At 50.4% G+C, this 18,744-nt stretch carries 21 protein-coding genes; 7 read left to right on the plus strand and 14 right to left on the minus strand.

Going from position 1 to position 18,744, the window contains the following annotated elements:
- Positions 1–9: 9 nt before the first annotated feature.
- Positions 10–495 (minus strand): low molecular weight protein-tyrosine-phosphatase, encoded by a 486-nt coding sequence (locus tag BMZ51_RS05695; protein WP_068001343.1) that lies wholly within the window; start codon positions 493–495, stop codon positions 10–12.
- A 153-nt stretch (positions 496–648) separates the two neighbouring features.
- Between BMZ51_RS05695 and BMZ51_RS05700 the strand changes: the two genes are divergently transcribed.
- Positions 649–942, plus strand: coding sequence for a 4a-hydroxytetrahydrobiopterin dehydratase (locus BMZ51_RS05700; RefSeq protein WP_068001346.1), 294 nt, complete (start codon positions 649–651; stop codon positions 940–942).
- Between the two features lie 19 nt (positions 943–961).
- Here BMZ51_RS05700 and BMZ51_RS05705 read toward each other — a convergent pair whose 3' ends face one another.
- Complete coding sequence (locus BMZ51_RS05705) at positions 962–1,186, minus strand: sulfurtransferase TusA family protein (RefSeq protein WP_068001349.1); 225 nt, start codon at positions 1,184–1,186, stop codon at positions 962–964.
- Positions 1,187–1,278: 92 nt separating this feature from the next.
- Here BMZ51_RS05705 and BMZ51_RS05710 point away from each other — a divergent pair, with 92 nt between their 5' ends.
- The 5 genes from BMZ51_RS05710 to BMZ51_RS05730 all read left to right on the plus strand — a co-directional run bounded on the left by BMZ51_RS05710 (position 1,279) and on the right by BMZ51_RS05730 (position 5,527).
- A complete protein-coding gene (locus tag BMZ51_RS05710) occupies positions 1,279–1,851 on the plus strand; it encodes a DUF924 family protein (protein ID WP_068001351.1) in 573 nt (190 codons plus the stop codon).
- A 364-nt stretch (positions 1,852–2,215) separates the two neighbouring features.
- On the plus strand, positions 2,216–2,554 hold the full coding sequence (locus tag BMZ51_RS05715; RefSeq protein WP_068001354.1) for a P-II family nitrogen regulator: 339 nt from the start codon (positions 2,216–2,218) through the stop codon (positions 2,552–2,554).
- Positions 2,555–2,576: 22 nt separating this feature from the next.
- Complete coding sequence (locus tag BMZ51_RS05720) at positions 2,577–3,893, plus strand: ammonium transporter (protein ID WP_068001357.1); 1,317 nt, start codon at positions 2,577–2,579, stop codon at positions 3,891–3,893.
- A 161-nt stretch (positions 3,894–4,054) separates the two neighbouring features.
- On the plus strand, positions 4,055–5,005 hold the full coding sequence (locus BMZ51_RS05725) for an ATP-grasp fold amidoligase family protein (RefSeq protein ID WP_068001359.1): 951 nt from the start codon (positions 4,055–4,057) through the stop codon (positions 5,003–5,005).
- Between the two features lie 156 nt (positions 5,006–5,161).
- Positions 5,162–5,527 (plus strand): YybH family protein, encoded by a 366-nt coding sequence (locus BMZ51_RS05730; protein ID WP_068001362.1) that lies wholly within the window; start codon positions 5,162–5,164, stop codon positions 5,525–5,527.
- A gap of 86 nt (positions 5,528–5,613) precedes the next feature.
- Here BMZ51_RS05730 and BMZ51_RS05735 read toward each other — a convergent pair whose 3' ends face one another.
- The 8 genes from BMZ51_RS05735 to BMZ51_RS05770 form a co-directional block, all read right to left on the minus strand.
- Positions 5,614–6,501, minus strand: a complete 888-nt coding sequence (locus tag BMZ51_RS05735; protein ID WP_068001365.1) for a cation diffusion facilitator family transporter — start codon at positions 6,499–6,501, stop codon at positions 5,614–5,616.
- A 167-nt stretch (positions 6,502–6,668) separates the two neighbouring features.
- Positions 6,669–7,412, minus strand: a complete 744-nt coding sequence (locus BMZ51_RS05740; protein WP_068001367.1) for a DUF1223 domain-containing protein — start codon at positions 7,410–7,412, stop codon at positions 6,669–6,671.
- A 122-nt stretch (positions 7,413–7,534) separates the two neighbouring features.
- The gene (locus BMZ51_RS05745) at positions 7,535–8,128 is read right to left on the minus strand and encodes a DsbE family thiol:disulfide interchange protein (RefSeq protein ID WP_068001369.1); all 594 of its coding nucleotides are present in this window, start codon (positions 8,126–8,128) and stop codon (positions 7,535–7,537) included.
- A gap of 5 nt (positions 8,129–8,133) precedes the next feature.
- Complete coding sequence (gene ccmD, locus BMZ51_RS05750; RefSeq protein WP_068001373.1) at positions 8,134–8,364, minus strand: heme exporter protein CcmD; 231 nt, start codon at positions 8,362–8,364, stop codon at positions 8,134–8,136.
- A gap of 5 nt (positions 8,365–8,369) precedes the next feature.
- On the minus strand, positions 8,370–9,149 hold the full coding sequence (locus BMZ51_RS05755; protein WP_068001376.1) for a heme ABC transporter permease: 780 nt from the start codon (positions 9,147–9,149) through the stop codon (positions 8,370–8,372).
- Positions 9,150–9,326: 177 nt separating this feature from the next.
- The gene (gene ccmB / locus BMZ51_RS05760) at positions 9,327–9,995 is read right to left on the minus strand and encodes a heme exporter protein CcmB (RefSeq protein WP_068001379.1); all 669 of its coding nucleotides are present in this window, start codon (positions 9,993–9,995) and stop codon (positions 9,327–9,329) included.
- Between the two features lie 2 nt (positions 9,996–9,997).
- Positions 9,998–10,693, minus strand: coding sequence for a heme ABC exporter ATP-binding protein CcmA (gene ccmA / locus BMZ51_RS05765; RefSeq protein ID WP_139201353.1), 696 nt, complete (start codon positions 10,691–10,693; stop codon positions 9,998–10,000).
- A gap of 133 nt (positions 10,694–10,826) precedes the next feature.
- Positions 10,827–11,267, minus strand: a complete 441-nt coding sequence (locus tag BMZ51_RS05770) for a cupin domain-containing protein (RefSeq protein WP_068001385.1) — start codon at positions 11,265–11,267, stop codon at positions 10,827–10,829.
- 465 nt (positions 11,268–11,732) lie between these two features.
- Between BMZ51_RS05770 and acnA the strand changes: the two genes are divergently transcribed.
- Positions 11,733–14,411, plus strand: a complete 2,679-nt coding sequence (gene acnA, locus BMZ51_RS05775) for an aconitate hydratase AcnA (protein WP_068001388.1) — start codon at positions 11,733–11,735, stop codon at positions 14,409–14,411.
- Positions 14,412–15,187: 776 nt separating this feature from the next.
- Here the strand turns inward: acnA and BMZ51_RS05785 are convergent.
- The 4 genes from BMZ51_RS05785 to BMZ51_RS05800 form a co-directional block, all read right to left on the minus strand.
- Complete coding sequence (locus BMZ51_RS05785) at positions 15,188–15,640, minus strand: GNAT family N-acetyltransferase (protein ID WP_068004739.1); 453 nt, start codon at positions 15,638–15,640, stop codon at positions 15,188–15,190.
- 11 nt (positions 15,641–15,651) lie between these two features.
- Positions 15,652–16,395, minus strand: a complete 744-nt coding sequence (locus tag BMZ51_RS05790; RefSeq protein ID WP_244271367.1) for a carbonic anhydrase — start codon at positions 16,393–16,395, stop codon at positions 15,652–15,654.
- 114 nt (positions 16,396–16,509) lie between these two features.
- Positions 16,510–16,977, minus strand: coding sequence for a GNAT family N-acetyltransferase (locus BMZ51_RS05795; protein ID WP_068004737.1), 468 nt, complete (start codon positions 16,975–16,977; stop codon positions 16,510–16,512).
- Between the two features lie 113 nt (positions 16,978–17,090).
- The gene (locus BMZ51_RS05800) at positions 17,091–18,560 is read right to left on the minus strand and encodes an ArnT family glycosyltransferase (RefSeq protein WP_208979322.1); all 1,470 of its coding nucleotides are present in this window, start codon (positions 18,558–18,560) and stop codon (positions 17,091–17,093) included.
- Between the last annotated feature and the right edge of the window lie 184 nt (positions 18,561–18,744).

Here is an 18,744-nt window from a genome sequence, read left to right on the forward strand (position 1 = left end):
GAGGAAACCTTAGATTTCCGTCGGTTCCATCACATCTCTGATTTCCTGAAGAAAATTGTAAGTCCCACCTCGCACGAGTTCGTAAACCTCGTCAAAGCCTTCATTTGCGCCATAGTAAGGGTCCGGTACATCTTTCTGCTCATCTTGCAAAAGCAGCCGCACGTTTGCCGTATGCAAATACGGAGCTTTGGCCTGAATATTGGCTAGATTGGTGGAATCCATCGCCACTATATAATGGAACTTCTCAAAGTCCTCATCCTCCAGCTGGCGCGCTTCTTGATTAGAAATATCAATACCATGTTTTTGGGCGGTCTGAATGCTACGGATATCGGGCTTCTTACCGCGATGCCAGTTCGCAGTACCCGCTGAATCAACGTAAATCTGCTCTTCCAGTCCGGCCTGTTTGACATGGTGCCGAAACACACCTTCAGCCAAGGGACTACGACAAATGTTACCAAGACATACAAAAAGAACACGACGCTGCTTCACGACCACGTCTCCCTCCCAATCTGACTACCTGAATATTTAACCCAACTAAAACTCTGTCCAGAATTTCGCAGGACCCCACCCAAATATCCGCGGATTTTACAAGCCCGAAAAACCTACTAAATCTGAGGTGATCTCCGCAATAACCCGAAAGGTGGTCTTGTGCCCGAGCTGTTGACCTCTACCGCAAAAGAATTCGCCCTTGCAGAGTTACCGCATTGGACATCTTCTGAAGATGATAACGCCATACAGCGCACCTTCACTTTCCGGTCATTTGCACGCGCGTTTGGCTTCATGTCCAGCGCTGCAATTCTGGCAGATAAAATGGACCATCACCCTACATGGACGAACACCTACAACAAAGTGGAGGTGTTACTTACCACCCATGATGCTGGTGGGATAACCGAACTTGATTTCAAGCTGGCCCGCAAACTAGACCAATTATATGACGCCTAACTTACCTTGTTAGACAACGTCAGCATTCAATCGTGAACTGACGCACATCATCCAACATCTTGCTCTCAATCAGCACATGGCCGTCTTCTTGGCACATATGTGGAATGTCGATCGCAGACATCGGGTCAGTGGCTTTCACAACCAGTTGCTCCCCCTTCGTCATGCGCTTAAGGTGCTTGCGGGTCTTCATCACCGGCAACGGACAGTTGAGACCTCTCAGGTCCAGAATTTGTGTATCTTTCACCAATATTTCACCAGCTACTCTTTATGGCAATGTGCTTGATGCTGGGCTAATGGAACTCTGAGCAACAGTAAAGTTATTATTTGGGGGGGATTATGTCGATTACAGAAGACTACGAAAAAGTAGAGACGGACAAAGCGCTTGAGATCCTAGATTTCTGGTGGTCTGCCGGCGGACCAAAGTGGTTTAACGGCGGCGAAGAGTTCGACATAGAAATTCGCGAGAAATTTGAAGCCGACGTAGAAGCAGCAGACCGTGGCGAGTACAACAGCTGGACCTCAACCCCACACGGTACTTTGGCCCTTATTTTGTTGTTCGATCAATTTCCCCGCAACATTTTTCGAGGGACACCAAAAGCGTTCGCATTCGATGCAAAGGCTTTACGCATTGCGTTGGAATCCCTGAACAAGAACTTTCATAAGGCCTTCCCCAAGGGATACCGCACATTCTTCTTCTTGCCTTTTGAGCACTCAGAGGAGATGGATATGCAGGATTTAAGCGTGGAGCTATTCAAAGGACTTGATGATCAGGACACCTACCACTACGCGCTCATCCATATGGACGTCATCCGCCGATTTGGCCGCTTCCCACATCGCAACAAAGTTCTTGGCCGCACCTCAACACCCATCGAAGTTGACTTCCTGGCTTCGGGTGGATTTAGCGCATAAATTGACTGACCTAAATTTGGGCACCTATCAGTTTTGATCACATAATAGGCAGACTTCTTTCTGAAGTTTGCCTATTTTTTGACAGGCCTCTCACCAGCCTCCAAGCCATTTCCCTTATCCCGCCAGAAAACTATATTTCAAACAAAGCGCTGAATTTTATAATTTATTTCGCGTGCTACATCGCTCTAGATAGGAAAATAATCGATATTTATGGAAACTGGCACGTTCTTTGAAAGAGAGGGGGCAAACGTGTTGACCGGGCATTTTCAGGGCAACCTGTAAAACAGGCATTTTCCCGGTCTCAAAGAGGTCTCCAGAACTCTTTACGGCACGATGGACGAAAGAGGGGAATGGGGAATCTGACATGAAAATAGTAATGGCAATTATCAAGCCTTTTAAGCTGGACGAGGTGCGCGATGCACTGACCAGCCTTGGCATTCAGGGTCTCACGGTAACCGAGGTCAAAGGATATGGTCGCCAAAAGGGCCACACTGAAATTTATCGCGGCACAGAATACGCCGTCACCTTCCTCCCAAAACTAAAGGTCGAAGTCGCAGTTGCGTCTGACATGGCAGACAAGGTGGTCGAAGCCATCAGCCAGGCAGCCCAAAGCGGCCAGATCGGAGACGGCAAGATTTTCGTTTACTCCATTGATCAAGTCGTTCGCATTCGCACCGGCGAAGCCGACGCGCAAGCAATATAATCTACTGAAGGGGATAGAGAAAATGAAACGCTCCACCACCCTTGTTGCCGCTGGATCATTCCTGGCACTTTCCACTCTTCCGGCGATGGCCCAAGAGAAATACGCACTTGCTGTCGACACGGCTTACATCTTCAACACCCTGCTCTTCCTGATCGGTGGTTTCTTGGTGATGTGGATGGCTGCTGGCTTTGCCATGCTGGAAGCAGGCCTAGTGCGCACAAAAAACGTCTCGATGCAGTGCCTGAAGAACATTGCCCTATACTCCATCGCTGGCATTATGTTCTGGATCACCGGTTACAATCTCATGTACACCGGCGTTGATGGAGGATTCATGGGGTCTTTCGGTCCCTACTCCTTCGATCCAGTGGGCGGTGATGCACTGGATGCTGGCTACTCCACAGCCTCCGACTGGTTCTTCCAGATGGTCTTTTGTGCAACAACAGCTTCCATCGTTTCAGGCACCATGGCAGAGCGCATCAAGCTCTGGGCCTTCCTGTTGTTCGTGGTTGTTCTTACCGGTGTTCTCTACCCGATCACAGGCTCCTGGCAGTGGGGTGCAGGCTGGCTCTCAGAAATGGGCTTTGCCGACTTTGCTGGCTCAACCCTTGTGCATTCAGTCGGTGGCTGGGCGGCCCTTGCAGGCGCCATCATACTCGGAGCACGAAAAGGCAAATACGGCAAGAACGGTCAGGTCTTCGTAATGCCAGGGTCCTCAATGCCTCTGGCAACACTGGGTACCTTTATCCTGTGGCTTGGCTGGTTCGGCTTTAACGGTGCATCCCAGCTCGCAATGGGCACTATTGGCGACGTAACAGACGTCTCCCGCATCTTTGCAAACACCAACATGGCTGCTGCTGGCGGTGTCGTGGTCGCAATTATGCTGACACAAGCGCTTTACAAAAAAGTCGATGTCACAATGGCTCTCAATGGCGCTCTTGCTGGTCTGGTATCCATCACTGCTGAACCTCTGGCACCAAGCGTTCTTCAGTCTGTGCTCATTGGCGGCGCTGGCGGCGCAATCGTGGTCTTCGCGGTTCCAATGCTCGACAAGCTGAAGATTGATGATGTGGTTGGGGCAATTCCGGTTCACCTGCTAGCAGGCATCTGGGGAACTCTCATCGTTCCGTTGTCCAACTCAGACGCATCTTATGTCACCCAGCTCATCGGCGTTGCTGCGATTGGCACCTTCACTTTCACCGCCTCAACCATCGTATGGTACGCGATTCAGTTGGTGATCGGCCTGCGTGTCACTGAAGAAGATGAAGCACTGGGCCTCGACAAAGCTGAAATCGGAGTGGAAGCCTATCCTGAATTCGGAACTGGCTCACAGCGCCTCTAAGTCGTGACAGAGAAAAGCGGCTCTTAAGCGGCTCACTAATCAAAAAGCAGAAAGCCCCGCACTTTATGTGGGGCTTTCTTTCATCCAACTACAACAATTAAGAATGCCGCCGTGGCGCAATACGCCTTAAAAATTAGAAATCATACTAGTGAGGTTTCTAAATGGGCGGATTTCTAAAACAAAAACTGATGAGCCGGAAAAATAAGCTTCTCAGCAAGGTCTGGCCAACCCCGTTTCGCTTCCAAAAAACACCCATAAAGAAGTCCGGCAGTGTGCCCAATATTCTAGAGCCACAAGAATACAGGGACCTACTCTTGAGGACCATGGCATTCCCGGACAATGCATCAAGGTCCATCATCTGCGATAAAATCGCGTTTCGCGGGTATGTTGAGGAAAAGCTGGGGGATGGATATCTCCCTGAAGCCCTAGATGTCCGCGACAATTTCAATGACCTCGCGCTCGAAAAATACCCAAAGCCATTCGTGTTGAAACCAAACCACGCAAGCGGCCGCGTCCACCTCATATTCACGTCAGCAGACATTGCTGAAATTGAGGAGGATACGAAGCATTGGATGGACCTGCGACACAACAAAGAGGTGGAATGGGTTTATCACGATATAAGCCCAAGCTACATTGTCGAAGAGATGCTGTGCGATAACAACAACCTGCCCCTGCCCGACTATAAAATCACATGCTTTTTCGGCAAACCAGTCATGATCTGGAAGGACACAGACCGGTTTGGAACCCACTATCAGGATATCTTCACACCGCAATGGGAGCCCATCAAAGCTCAGCTCCTGTATCCAGGCAGCCCTAATAAGAAACCCGAAAGACCAGATAGTCTCGAACGGATGCTGGAAATCGCTCGCATCCTTTCCGAAGGGTTTAGCTTTATTCGCGTCGATCTGTATTCAGACAATCAAAAAGTATACGTGGGAGAACTGACCAGCTTCACTGAAGCAGGTAACTTTGTGTACACCCCCAGAGAATTCGACCAGCACCTTTACAAGCTCTACCTGCAACACCGAGCCGATTGGATCAGTAAGCAACGGAAACACTATAAAAACAAAGCAATGCAAAAGCTTAGGAAAGTTGATACCCCAGCTTACTAGTCGGTTCAAATCCGCCCACCACATTTGAAAGACGGACTTCACCTTTCATAGGTGCTACTTTCAGGAATGCCCTACACATCCATTTCTAATCAAGATTCGCTCTTCATCCTACGTCCAAACAAAGGGGTGCATACGCCCCAGCTTTGGAGCCCCACGATGAACAGCGATCTGGAAGCAGCAGTTAAAAAGGGAAGCCAGAAGTGGCGAAATGCCTTTAACTCCGGAGATGCAGAAGGCTGTGCAGATTGCTACGAGGCCAATGCCATCATGGAAGCCCAGCCCTTTGGAACCTATCATGGACGCGCTGAAATTCTGGCATTTTGGCAAATGCTCATCCGCGAGGGCTTCTCCAATATGGAATACATCAACCCCAAACTCGTCGCGGCAGGCGACTGCTCAGCTATTCTCTCCGCTGACTGGAAAATGAACAAAGCCCACGGCAATATCTCAAAAGAACTATGGATCCTACAGTCGGACGGCACGGCACTGTTGCGGGAGGATTACTTCAAGGCTGCCTCGTAAAACAGGGAGCCTAAGCCAATGACCGCAGGCCTGTCAAAAAGGCAGATTCGCCGCCATTCCCTTCCACGCGCACCCGCTTCCAATACCTATAAAACCACGATCCCGGAATGTTTCGCGTGATTTTCAGGCTCAACATGTATCGTAACACGCGCACCTGGCATTTTATCTGCAATGCCTTCCTCGATGCGGTCACAGATCGCATGAGCATCCAGCACACTCATCTCACCGGGCACCACAAGGTGAAAGTCAACGAAGGTCACATGTCCGGCATGACGCGTTCTCAGGTCATGCGCTTCCAGTGCCCCATCACCAAACTTTGAAATCAGGGCCCGGATCGCAATTTGCTCTTCCTCCGGTGCAGCTTCATCCATAAGGCCACCCACAGATTCCCGCATAAGCTTCCAACCGGACCACATGATGTTCAGCGCGACAATACCTGCAAGGATCGGGTCAAACATCTGCCAACCCGTTGCCCAAACAAGCGCGATACCAACCAACACACCAACAGATGTATAAACATCTGTCAAAATGTGCCGCGCATCTGCTTGTAAAGCGGGTGACCTGTGTACCTTACCAATTCGCATCAACGCCATCGCCCAAACGCAGTTGATGACGGAGGAAAGGAAGTTCAGAGCAATACCTTCAATGCTGAAATCAAGTTCATACGGCTCGGTCAAACCCATATAAACCTTACGCAGAATAAGGATTGCGGCCAGAACGATCAGCACACCTTCCAAGACAGCAGCAAAATACTCGACTTTGTAATGCCCATAAGGATGGTTTTGATCAGCAGGCTTCCGCGCCAGGTACAACGCCCCGGCAGCAGCACACGCACTGGCAATATTGATCGAACTTTCAAGAGCATCAGAGTAGAATGCGATGGAGCCAGTCATCACATAGGCAAAGTATTTTAGCGCTAATACCAAAATACCGATAACGATGCTGCCCAGCGCAAAGCGCATGCTCTGGTCCATTTACCACGCCCACCTTAATTCAAACTCAATGACTGCTACGAAGGTTGTTCGTCATCTATCAGGTTTCAGCGGCATATTAAACAAAGGAACGTATTCAAAAAGGCAATTTTTCTCTTATTTACGCGCAGACTCTCGAAAAAATATCTCTTGGCTTCGATCAATAAATTCTACTCATCATAGAACGCGGCACCAATGATTTCCCCTGGCATGTCGCCAGAGTTTGCCTGCACCAAAACAGCCCAGTTTTTAGAATTGAACATCTTCAACGCGGTACGCGGTAAGCGGAACACCTCTGCGGTACCAGACCACATTCCAATCGGCAGAATGCTACGCACCACGTTTGTGTAGGTTTGAGTTGTGCCTGCGTTTTCACCGCGCAGGATCTTCACCACAGCTTCTTTTTCGATCCCAAGAAGATAGACATCAGCTTTCTTATCTAGCTCTTTTAATGAGCTGGAAAGCTGAACCTCCAGCGCATGCTCGTCCAGCATTGCATCAACCTTCACGCTCATACCAGACGCGTCCTTGATTGCGCGTTTGATCGCATCGCGGTCACTGCCAACCATATGCGTAAGCCCGTTTATAACCACCTGAGGCGTATAGACCTGTGCATCACCACGGCTCTTGGCATAATCCTTCTGGCGCTGCGTAAACACGGGCGAAGCCAGCGTGTCCTTCCAGCCGAAGTAGTCCCAATAATCAACGTGATATGAAAGGGTGATAACGTCCGTCTGGTCAGAAACAAGATCTTCCAGAAATTGATCTGCGGGAGGGCATGAAGAGCAGCCCTGACTGGTAAACAGCTCAACCACCGCTGTGGGGTTTTGTGCCTGAGCAGCAAGAGAAGCCGCAGACACTGCCCCTGCTGCAAAAAACCCAATCGCTAAACTAAATAATGAAAACCGCCGCATTTAGGCCCTTTGCAATCGTTCAAGTCATCGCTAACGCAGGGCTAACCTAAACAATAACCAGGTAACTGTAGAATCACATCCCAGTGAGCCCCTAAGAACTATTAGGCTTAGGGGCCTTGGTTTCACTTCGCTTCATTTAGAATTTTTTCTAGCTCAGGCAAGAAAACATCGCGGTAGCTGGCCTCACTTAGTGGCCCGACAAACTTGTATCGGATCTGTGCCTTCTCATCGACGATGAAAGTCTCAGGAACGCCGTAAACACCCCATTCGATACCAACACGGCCAGTGTCAAAACCAACCCGATCATATGGATTTCCCAGCTCGCTCAAGAACCGGTTCGCCTTCACATCGGTGTCCTTATAATTAAGACCTGCGATCTGAAAACGGTCATCCTTGCTAAGGTCCATCAAGTATCTGTGCTCAGCACGGCAAGGCGCACACCAGGATGCAAAAATGTTTACGACAGTGACCTGACCAAGCAAATCGCTGTGCTGGAACCCTGGAACCGGCATGCCATCACGCTCCAGCCCAATAACAGAAGGCAACTTAAACTCAGGCGCAGGTTTATTAATCAGCGCAGAAGGAAGTTCCTGCGGATCACGATCCGAGAACATCATTGCTGCAAACAAAATTGTAAGAGCCCCAAAAATAATCAGTGGCATAAGAAAAAGCGGTGAAATACCCGTTTTTTTTTCTTCGTCCATATCGTTTGCCATTCCCGCTAGGTCCCACTTTTTTCGTCAGGTGAAGTAGAGTTCACCTGATTTTTCTCAGTAGCTGCCCGACGTGACGAGCGGCGGCGAATACCGCTTGCTTCCAACGCCTGCATTTCTTTTTCCAACCGTGATTTGTCTGAACGTATCCAAAGGATAAGCCCGGCAACAACAACCGCAGCCATCGAATAAGCAGCAACCACATATTCAGCGTGACGACCAAACTCTGAAAAATCCATGATCCTTACCTCACACCTGCAGGAGCTGCTTTTGTAACTGTGCTGCTCGAAGCAGCTGGTGCAATGGATGCCGCACGCATCCGCATTGCTCTGATCCGACGGCGCATAATCTCGTTACGCATACTCATCAGGTGCAAAGTCAGGAACAAAAGCACAAAAGCTATAGCCATCGATGCAAGCGGAATGAGGATGGAAGAGTGAATGGAAGGGCCACCGCTACGAATAATGCTGGCTGGCTGGTGCAAGGTGTTCCACCACTCAACGGAAAACTTAATAATGACCACATTGATCACGCCAACCAGTGTGATGATTGCGTTCACCTTTGCCGCCTTAATGGGGTCTTCAATCGCCTTCCACAGCGCAATAATGCCCAAATACATTATCAGCAGCACGAGAAAAGACGTCAGTCTTGCGTCCCACACCCAGAACGCTCCCCACATTGGCTTCCCCCAAACAGCTCCGGAAAACAGCGCAAGGAATGTAAAAGCAGCGCCGATCGGGGCAGAAGCCTTGGCAGAAACGTCTGCCAACGGATGCTTCCAGACCAATGAGCCAACAGAAGACAACGCCATCATCACATAACACATCATCGCAAGTTGAGCCGCTGGCACATGCACAAACATAATGCGCACCGTCTGGCCCTGCTGATAGTCTTCAGGAGAGGCAAAAAACGCGAAGTACAAGCCAACTGCAAGAGCAGCGACAGTCGCTACGACAAGCCATGGAAGCACAGCTTTCACAAGCTTCAGGAACCGGGTTGGGTTTGCAAGATCGTATAAGGTCATAGAGCCGTTCTAAACTGAGAATGACGAAGCATCAATGTGTACATAGTGTCACGGATCGACCACAGTCTTTGATTACGCGCAATTTGTAGCTTCACTTCTTTAAAATTCACCAATTTTAGGCGAATTTACATAGACTTAATGCTTCAGGTATTTTCTTCTGTGCCACAATCGCACGTGTTAGTCACCTGAAATGCGAAGCGCAGCTGCTGCTGCAAGCGGTCCAATAACGAGGCCAAAAAGTGTCAAAGCACACAAGAACAAGAACGGAGCTATGAAGTTATTCGAGCTTATCGTGTCCGCAGTTGCCGCACTCACACCAAAAATCAGAATTGGAATTGCCAGCGGAATAACCAAAATGGAAAGCAGAACCCCGCCACGGCGCATGGAAACAGTAACGCCTGCCCCAACCGCACCAAGCAGTGTTAACGCCGGAGCCCCAACAAGCAACGTCAGTGTCACCATGAGGATACTTTGAAAATCCAGGCCCACAAAGAGCGACAGGATCGGCGTTGCCAGGACGAGTGGCAATCCAGTAGCTGCCCAATGTGCCGCGCATTTTATCAACACCACCAATTCAAGCGGTCGCCCAGACATAATCAAAAGCTCAAGAGTGCCATCTTCCCGATCAGCCTGAAACAGGCGATCCAGCCCCAACAAGGTCGCCAGCAACGCGCCGATCCATAAAATCGCAGCCCCGATGCGGGACAACAAAATCATATCCGGCCCGACACCAAATGGAAAAATGGTCACCACTGCGAGAAAGAACAAAACACCGATCAAAGCACCGCCACCAACACGATTCGCCAATTGGTATTCGCGGAGAAAAAGGCTCTTCATCCACCCCATGATCAGTCCTCCCCCTGCTCAAAATAATCATCGAGATCTCTGTCAGCAAACATATGCTCACTCTCAGTCGTAATTGGTGACAGGTTGAGAAACTTGGTGTTTGGCAGGTTGAGTGGCAAATGGGTTGCAGCAACAACAAGGCCACCAGAGTGAATATGGTTGGCAATCAGGCCCAGCAGCACTTCTTCAGAGGCTTTATCCAGCGCAGATGTCGGTTCATCAAGCAACCAGATAGGGCGAGGAACCACAAGCAACCGCGCCACGGAAAGGCGTCTGCGTTGCCCGGCGCTCAAGTACCCAGCTGGTAAGCTGGCAGTATGCGCGATACCCAGAGTTTCCAGCGCTTCCAGCTCAGTCATGTTTTCGCGTTCTTTGCCGTCACCAAAAGGCGCAGGTTCAAAGAAGCTTCGCCAAAAACTCAGGTTCTCAAGCACTGACTGCAGCGGCTTCAAAGCATCAAGATGCCCAAAGTAATGAGATTGTTCAGCAACTGATCGCTCATCCACTCCGCCATGCAGCTCGATAGAGCCATGGGCCTTTGCCACAAGCCCTGCTATCACGCGTAGCAAGCTGGACTTGCCAACCCCGTTGGGGCCTTGCACAATCAGCGCTTCACTTGAGCCAACTTCAAAGTCGACGTGGTTTAATACTCTGCGGCCACCACGATCACAGGCAACACCTTGGCAGATTAACTTCAAATTGAACATCGCGCCCGAAATCACCACAACAGCTCACGCCATATCCCCGAAAAATGGATCCTAATTTCGGATAGGAATACGCTTCAACAACGATTTAAAGCAGTCTGCATGATCCCGTTTTGCGCATACCACTTCATTCAGAAGGCCGTATCACATTCGGCACTCCCTTTGCTCCCATAAACACGGCTAGAATTCGCGTCGGCACTGTCCCGGTATTTTGTCCGTAGTGCCAAGTGTTTAAGGCCTCGATCAACGCCTCTCCCTTTTTGACGGTCACAGGAGCCTCTTCCTCATAGGTGATCGTCAGCTCCCCATCAAGTATATATCCGTAAAGCGGAACGGGGTGCTTATGCTCTTTCACCACCTCACCAGGGGCAAGGGTGATAATCAAAGACGTGATCTGAGCCTTCCCTTCACTCGGATAATAAAAGGGCTGCTTCGTGATCGTTGTCTCGCTCTTATCGAGCAGAACCTCAGGAGCATTATAAGCCTTTTCGGAGTCCTGAGCTGCCGCAGCACCCGGAAAACCACTCATCAACAAACAGCATGCACCTGCAACAATGAGAGATCTCATAGTGACACCCTTCCTATAATTCTTGCGGTTATCCGCCCATTTCCAGCTAGAATGAAGTCTCTGTATCTCATGGGAATCGACGTTTTTAAAGCGCGCACTGTGCTCGCTCCTGAAATCCCCGCATGCGCCCAAAGAACGCTGGACAAATTGTATACCGATGTATATAAGCCGCGACAAACAGATCACAATTTGACGGGGTGGCGAGTGCTGTACCAACTCCACCTCGCTCCGGATAATTTATTAGCCTTCTGCCGCGGTTCGACTGGAACCTGCGTCAGAAAGACGCTATAGGGACGACAACTATAAGCTGATTGATTTTCGCGAAGCACTTTTAATGCATATGTTAATTAATCAAGCTAACGCCATGACAACGAGCCGCTCAACTCCGGTAAGTCCCGGAGCAGTTCGTAAGATCAAAGCTCCGTGCTCTGCTCAGCGCAGATTACGAAATAAGGAGATCGCCGAATGACTCAATCTCTAGACAGTTTTAAGGCCAAAAGAACGCTGCAAGTCGGCGACAAGTCTTATACTTACTATTCCATTCCAGAAGCAGAAAAAAACGGCCTGACTGGCGTTTCCAAGCTGCCTAACTCTCTGAAAGTGGTACTGGAAAACCTGCTGCGCTTTGAAGATGGTCGCACCGTCACCAAAGAAGACATTCAGGCAATTGCTGATTGGCTCGGCTCACGCAAATCCACGCACGAAATCGCTTACCGCCCAGCACGTGTGCTGATGCAGGACTTCACCGGCGTTCCAGCTGTTGTTGATCTCGCTGCTATGCGCGATGCAGCGGTTAGCCTGGGTGGCGATCCGAAAAAAGTGAACCCACTGGTTCCTGTTGATCTGGTAATCGACCACTCCGTAATGGTTGACTACTTCGGCACCACCTCCGCTTTCGCACTCAACGTTGAGCGTGAATATGAGCGTAACGGCGAGCGCTACGAATTCCTGCGCTGGGGCCAGTCTGCATTTGATAACTTCCGCGCTGTTCCTCCAGGAACCGGTATCTGTCACCAGGTCAACCTTGAGTACCTTGCACAGACCGTTTGGACCAAAGAAGAAAACGGCGAAACCATTGCATACCCAGATACTCTGGTAGGCACTGACTCCCACACAACCATGGTGAACGGCCTTGCTGTTCTGGGTTGGGGTGTTGGCGGAATTGAAGCTGAAGCAGCAATGCTCGGCCAGCCAATCTCCATGCTGATCCCAGAAGTTGTTGGCTTTAAGCTGACAGGCGAACTGGCAGACGGCATCACCGCAACTGACTTGGTTCTGACTGTTGTTGAAATGCTCCGTAAACAAGGCGTTGTTGGCAAGTTTGTAGAATTCTACGGCCCTGGTCTCGACAACCTTTCCCTGGAAGACGAAGCAACCATCGCCAACATGGCCCCAGAATACGGTGCAACCTGTGGCTTCTTCCCGGTTGACGGCGACACCATCAAGTACTTGAAGGCAACTGGCCGCGAAGCCGACCGCATCGCGCTGGTAGAAGCTTACTCAAAGGCACAGGGCATGTACCGTGAAAGCGGCGCAGCTGAGCCTGTCTTCACCGACACTCTTGAGCTGGACATCTCCAACGTTGTTCCATCCATCGCAGGTCCAAAGCGTCCTCAGGATCGTATCTCCCTCGTAGATGCATCTGAAGGCTTCGCTAAAACCATGGCGGATGAGTTCAAGAAAGCTGGCGAACAAGGCAAGCGCGCTGCAGTTGAAGGCCGCGACCACGACTTGGGTAACGGCGATGTTGTAATTGCTGCGATCACATCTTGTACCAACACCTCCAACCCATCTGTGTTGATCGGTGCTGGCCTCGTGGCTCGTAAAGCGCTCGCAAAAGGCCTCAAAGTTAAGCCTTGGGTGAAGACATCACTGGCGCCAGGCTCTCAGGTTGTTACCGACTACCTGGAAAAAGCTGACGTTCAGAAAGACCTTGATGCGCTTGGTTTCAACCTCACCGGTTACGGCTGTACAACATGTATCGGTAACTCCGGTCCGCTGCCGGAAGAAATTTCCAAGTCCATCAACGACAACGATCTCGTCGCGTGTTCCGTTCTGTCCGGTAACCGTAACTTCGAAGGCCGTGTAAACCCAGACGTTCGTGCAAACTACCTGGCATCTCCGCCACTGGTTGTTGCCTACGCGATCGCTGGCTCCCTGAACATCAACGTTGCAACTGATGCTCTTGGCGAAGATCAGGACGGTAACCCAGTTTACCTGAAAGACATTTGGCCAACCACTGCTGAGATCACCGACCTGATCCGTTCTTCCATCACTGAAGAGATGTTTGAAGAGCGCTACGGCGATGTATTCAAAGGTGATGAGCACTGGCAGGGAATTAAAGTTGAAGGCGGCATGACCTACGGCTGGCCTGCAGCGTCTACCTACGTTCAGAACCCGCCTTACTTTGAAGGCATGACCATGGAGCCAACGCCACTGACTGACATCGAAGATGCAGCAGTCATGGGCTTGTTCCTGGATTCCATCACAACCGACCACATCTCTCCTGCAGGTGCGATCAAGGCAGACAGCCCGGCTGGCGAATACCTTGCGTCTCATCAGGTTGCAGCGAAAGACTTCAACTCCTTCGGCTCCCGCCGTGGTAACCACCAGGTTATGATGCGCGGTACCTTCGGTAACATCCGCATCAAGAACCAGATGGTTCCAGGTGTTGAAGGTGGTTACACCATGAAGGACGGCCAGCAGCGTTGGATCTACGACGCTTGCATGGAATACAAAGACGCAGGCACTCCACTTGTAGTATTCGCTGGTAAAGAATACGGCACCGGCTCTTCTCGTGACTGGGCTGCAAAAGGCACCAAGCTTCTGGGCGTTCGCGCTGTAATCGCACAGTCTTTTGAGCGTATCCACCGCTCCAACCTTGTTGGCATGGGCGTTCTGCCATTTACCTTCAAAGAAGGCGAAAGCTGGCAGTCTCACGGCATCGAGGGCACTGAAAAAGTGACCATCCTTGGCGTCGCAGACCTCAAGCCACGCCAGATGGTCAACATTCAGGTTGAGTTCGCCAACGGCACCAAGAAAGATATCGAAGTGCTTTGCCGCATCGATACCGAAGACGAACTGGAATACATCAAAGCTGGCGGCATCCTGCACTACGTTCTGCGTAACCTCGTAACCAGCTGAGACTATTCAAGACAACGCAAATAAAGAAACGGGCCTCCAAGGCCCGTTTTTTTTGACCACAGTACTTTCCTGAGCGAACGCTCCCCTCGTGCCCCTTCACCATCCCCCACCCAGGACATCCCGGACAAGCGAAGCGCAGAGCCGGGGGCCATAGCCGCCTGACGGTAAACACAGAACTCACGCCATGCAGCAATCGCCGGGTGGATCCCGGCAAGCCGGGATGACACCAATACGGGTGCACACGCCCTAATTCGGCGTTGCCTCCATCACCCTGACTAAGCGCTGCCCCATCTCTCCCCAACCAACACGGCGGGTGCGTGCGAAAAAAGTTATTCCCGTAGGCCAAAGCCCCCCTATTCTAAATCCTGTGCTCACGTAAACGGGCAGCTGGCGGACCGTCCGTCAGTGCGGCGTGAGCTGGGCGGAGCTACTGGAAGAAGTAACGTATCTTTCAGCGGGTTCGTTGAAACACCCCTTGAAAGCCAACAGTGCAGAGGCCAAGCGGAAGCTGGTCAACCTGATGGGTGTCGGCACTGGTAGGTAACTGTCGCAAACAGTTATTTACTCACAATGCCTGTCGGGGATGACCTTGTTTCATACAAAAACGCCCAGGCAAGGTGTTCAGCCAATGCCGAAGAATTATATTTAACAAACAGCGCAGGTATTGCCTGCTCGCCTTGCCACTCCCGTTCCTACGGTACACAGGAGCGCTAACACTGCATGGGAATCCATGCGGTGTTATGCGGGTTTTCCAGACACAGCACAAAACCAGCGCCTCAAGCTGCGGCGCGCTCTTTGGTCATGTGCAACCGCTGGGTATCTTCCCCTTGAAACTTATAGCCAAGCTGCTCGATGAACACTTTCGCAGGGTGCGTTTTGATCGGGCAGAACGTCCAGTGGCTAAAGCCTTTTCGCTGAATATCCTCTTCAGTACGCTCAAGCAGGTATTTCGCTAACCCGTACCTGCGAAAGTCCGGATGAACATAAACATTGAAGATATGGGCACTCTCGTTTTTGAGCCCCCAATAACAATAGCCTTTGATCTCATCGGCGATCTCGGCAACAAACGTGCGCTGCAAAACATCTTCCATACGCTTGCGGTGCACTGCTTCGCACGCTTTCCAGCGCTCAAAATTGTGCGGTTCCAGCTCAGCCATATAGTGAGACTCAAGCTCAAACACTGCCGGAATATCCTTGGAATCAGAAATTTTGATAATGGGAACAACCATGTCCGACCCTTTTATGTCACCAGCGTTACCTTGCCCGTTTCAAGGTCATAAACCCCGCCAACAACCTTTAAAGTACCATCTGCAAAGTGTTTGGACAAAATAGGAGAAGCCTGCTGCAGCCCTTTCACGCCCCAAAGAACATTTGCCATAATAGCATTCTTCAAGATGTCGCCCTTTTCTGCCTGCGCCTTCTCCACCGGTGGCCGCATCAGATCAACAAGGTCCTGAATATGACCGGGGAACTGGTTTCCACTTTGAACAGAAGAAATAGCAGCCTTTACCGCACCGCACCTTTCATGACCCAGCACCATTATGAGCTGGGTTCCAAGCACATCAACGCAGAACTCAAGACTCGCCAGTCCCTCAGTGGTGACCACATTGCCTGCAACACGCACTACAAACAGGTCCCCCCGTCCAGTATCAAAGGTTAGCTCCGGCGCAACTCGGGAGTCAGAACAGCCTAAAATCGCGGCAAATGGGTTTTGTCCAGCAGCCAGTGCTTCACGCGTACTGGCGAAATCAACAGGCGAAACACTGCCCTCTACATAGCGTTTGTTTCCATCCACAAGGCGCTTGAGAGCATCGCTTCCATCAATCTCATTTTTCGGAATTGGAGACTGCTGCGCATTGGCGGAAGTTGCCAGACTCACGCTACCTGTCGCCAGCGCTGCGCCGAACACGCCGGCTGTTTTTAAAAACCGACGACGCTCTGGGGACCCGATCAGCCCCGCTTTTTCATTGCACATCCAACACATAGGCATCTCCTGGCCAAACCAACGAATGTTGCATCCAGCTTAAAAGCCCATTCTGGAAATTCTGTTGTTGAATTAAGTGAAACAGCGCCAAACAGAAAGAACTCGCAAATGCGCCTAAATTTCTCTTTCCAACCGCGGGCCAATTTCTCTGAATTCGTTATGAAGATAAAAACTCAGAGTTGTTTTCCAGGCTGGCTGTCGCGGCGCACCCACTTCTAGGTAAGGCCAACCCATCTCCCGGCCCTTGTGCATCGCATGATTCAGCAAGGTTTTGCCAACACCAGCACACCGTCCGGAAGGCACAACATAAAACTCGATGATTTCGCCAAAGCGCCCGCCAGCATAAATGGCTTTCTTCTCAACCAGAGTAATGAGCCCCAAAAGCTCTCCTTGAGACCGCGCCAGAAAAGCCCAGTAGCGCGAGCCATCATCAAAAAGAATATCCTCTGCGACCAACCTGAATCGCTCTACATCAAAGCCACCTTCAGGCCAGAGTTCGCGCTCCATCGCAAAGACAAGCTCTCCAAGGCGCTGCGCGTCCTCTTTTCTGGCAGGCTCAACTATAATCTCTTCAAATATCACCGACCAATCTCCCAAACCCAGTCGCCTTGAAGAACCTAGCAACTTTGCCAAGACCAACACACTCTCAAAAAAAGCGGGAGAACCGGCACAAGGATACTCGCCGCTAAAGGGCTTTACTTGCCCTCCGTCACAACAACAAAGCTATAATCAAAAGGGTACTTCGACCAATAATAATATGGCGCTGACTCCCTATGAATTTCTGAAGGGGGTAAAGGCTCGCCTTTTAATGTCTGATAGAGTTCAGCCATCTTCGCAGGTATTCTTGGTCCATGCCCTGTCCAGACGACGGCAACAGGATACGGATAACTTATATCAAGGCCAGAATACTCAGGGATAGTAACAGCCCAGCCGGGTTTCAAATTTCCGATATTCCCCGCAATGCTATGCGACGTGGCAAAAACACTCCGCACTCCATATTGAGCAAGCGTGTCGACAATAGCTTGGGATGGTAACGCGTGCGCACTTGGCTTTTTAAAGTTGCCCCACGCAAAGTTGAGAGGAATGAGGATGATGATAATGACCGCCAAAATACTCGCAGTGCCGAGAATGATCTTCGCTTCACGCAAAGACACATCAGCAAACAACCAAAGCGATGCGACCAGAGGCGCTAAGAACAAAATTGGCTGCAACCAGCGGTCTTTCACAACATTCGCTCCGCTCAACACCACCGCGACCAACGCCAAAACCAACCCGAAAATAACAACGAGCGTGAGTAATTTGCGAGTAGATTCAATTACGTACTGATCATGCTGTTCGGTATCTTTCCAATAAAAGCTCGTCGCCCACGCACAAAAATACAAAACCACAGCCACACTTACAAACCGCAGCGCTGCGCTGGTTAGAGAATACACGCCCGTCAGAAGCTGGTGCTCAGTCCTGTCGATCCCGAATTTGTGAACGCGGGAGTAAATCAAATCTTGATGTTGGAACACCCAGAACAAGGGCGGAAGGATCAGCACAAAAGCGACGACAACAGAACACAAAAAGTACTTGGAGCGAAGGAACTTACGCGCATCTGCAACACAAAACCCTGCCGCAAACAAAGCCACCAGCAAAAAGAAGTAGTTGTATTTTGAAAGCGCTCCGGCTGCGATTACCAGACCCAATATAACGGCCCGCCACCACCGAGGTTTTTCCATACAGCCAATGAACAGGTAAACCGTCCAAGCCGAGCAGGCGAACATTAATACTGAGTGGCTCAATGCCCTTTGAGATTCCCATGCGATCTGAGGCAAAAAGATCAAGGATGCACTGGCAATCGCGGCCAATGTAATATCAGAGGCTTTCTTTGCACTCAGCCAAACCCCCAGATAACCTAGAAACAGCAGAGAATTTTTTAATAGGGCCGTAGCAAATAACCCTTTGCCAAAAATGGAGAAAAACAAAATCGTTAACCACGTATAAAGTGGAGGCTGTGGCCCGTATCCTAATTGCAAACTCTGACTTGCAATGATCTGCTCTGCCTCATCCAACCCTAAAACAGGGGATGCCAAATACCGAACACCAGTCTGGATCAAGAAGTATCCCGCAAGAAGCCAGACAAAATAGGTCGTTATGAAGGTAGCCCAACGATCAGAGGCCAAGAACGATCTTAGTTTTGATGAAGCCTGCAGCATTCTCACCACGCGCACTTGCGTCTATTATTGTTCCCTCCATCTTAGATCGCGCATTTAAGGAATGACTTGCGGTATTGTTTAAAACCGCTGGCCCAAAAAAAAAGCCTTCGCAAGCATAACCTGCGAAGGCTCAAGGCAAAAAACGAAGATT

Source organism: Pseudovibrio axinellae, assembly GCF_900110875.1.
Classification (GTDB): Bacteria; Pseudomonadota; Alphaproteobacteria; order Rhizobiales; family Stappiaceae; genus Pseudovibrio; species Pseudovibrio axinellae.

Bases quoted from the DNA above. Each gene is read 5' to 3' on its own strand.
- BMZ51_RS05770 (WP_068001385.1), bottom strand. From the start codon at position 11,267: ATGAGATCTCTCATTGTTGCAGGTGCATGCTGTTTGTTGATGAGTGGT.
- BMZ51_RS05790 (WP_244271367.1), bottom strand. From the start codon at position 16,395: ATGTGTTGGATGTGCAATGAAAAAGCGGGGCTGATCGGGTCCCCAGAG.
- BMZ51_RS05710 (WP_068001351.1), top strand. From the start codon at position 1,279: ATGTCGATTACAGAAGACTACGAAAAAGTAGAGACGGACAAAGCGCTT.
- BMZ51_RS05730 (WP_068001362.1), top strand. From the start codon at position 5,162: ATGAACAGCGATCTGGAAGCAGCAGTTAAAAAGGGAAGCCAGAAGTGG.
- BMZ51_RS05755 (WP_068001376.1), bottom strand. From the start codon at position 9,149: ATGACCTTATACGATCTTGCAAACCCAACCCGGTTCCTGAAGCTTGTG.
- BMZ51_RS05735 (WP_068001365.1), bottom strand. From the start codon at position 6,501: ATGGACCAGAGCATGCGCTTTGCGCTGGGCAGCATCGTTATCGGTATT.
- BMZ51_RS05740 (WP_068001367.1), bottom strand. From the start codon at position 7,412: ATGCGGCGGTTTTCATTATTTAGTTTAGCGATTGGGTTTTTTGCAGCA.
- BMZ51_RS05715 (WP_068001354.1), top strand. From the start codon at position 2,216: ATGAAAATAGTAATGGCAATTATCAAGCCTTTTAAGCTGGACGAGGTG.
- ccmD (WP_068001373.1), bottom strand. From the start codon at position 8,364: ATGGATTTTTCAGAGTTTGGTCGTCACGCTGAATATGTGGTTGCTGCT.
- BMZ51_RS05725 (WP_068001359.1), top strand. From the start codon at position 4,055: ATGGGCGGATTTCTAAAACAAAAACTGATGAGCCGGAAAAATAAGCTT.
- BMZ51_RS05720 (WP_068001357.1), top strand. From the start codon at position 2,577: ATGAAACGCTCCACCACCCTTGTTGCCGCTGGATCATTCCTGGCACTT.
- acnA (WP_068001388.1), top strand. From the start codon at position 11,733: ATGACTCAATCTCTAGACAGTTTTAAGGCCAAAAGAACGCTGCAAGTC.
- ccmB (WP_068001379.1), bottom strand. From the start codon at position 9,995: ATGGGGTGGATGAAGAGCCTTTTTCTCCGCGAATACCAATTGGCGAAT.
- BMZ51_RS05745 (WP_068001369.1), bottom strand. From the start codon at position 8,128: ATGGCAAACGATATGGACGAAGAAAAAAAAACGGGTATTTCACCGCTT.
- BMZ51_RS05785 (WP_068004739.1), bottom strand. From the start codon at position 15,640: ATGGTTGTTCCCATTATCAAAATTTCTGATTCCAAGGATATTCCGGCA.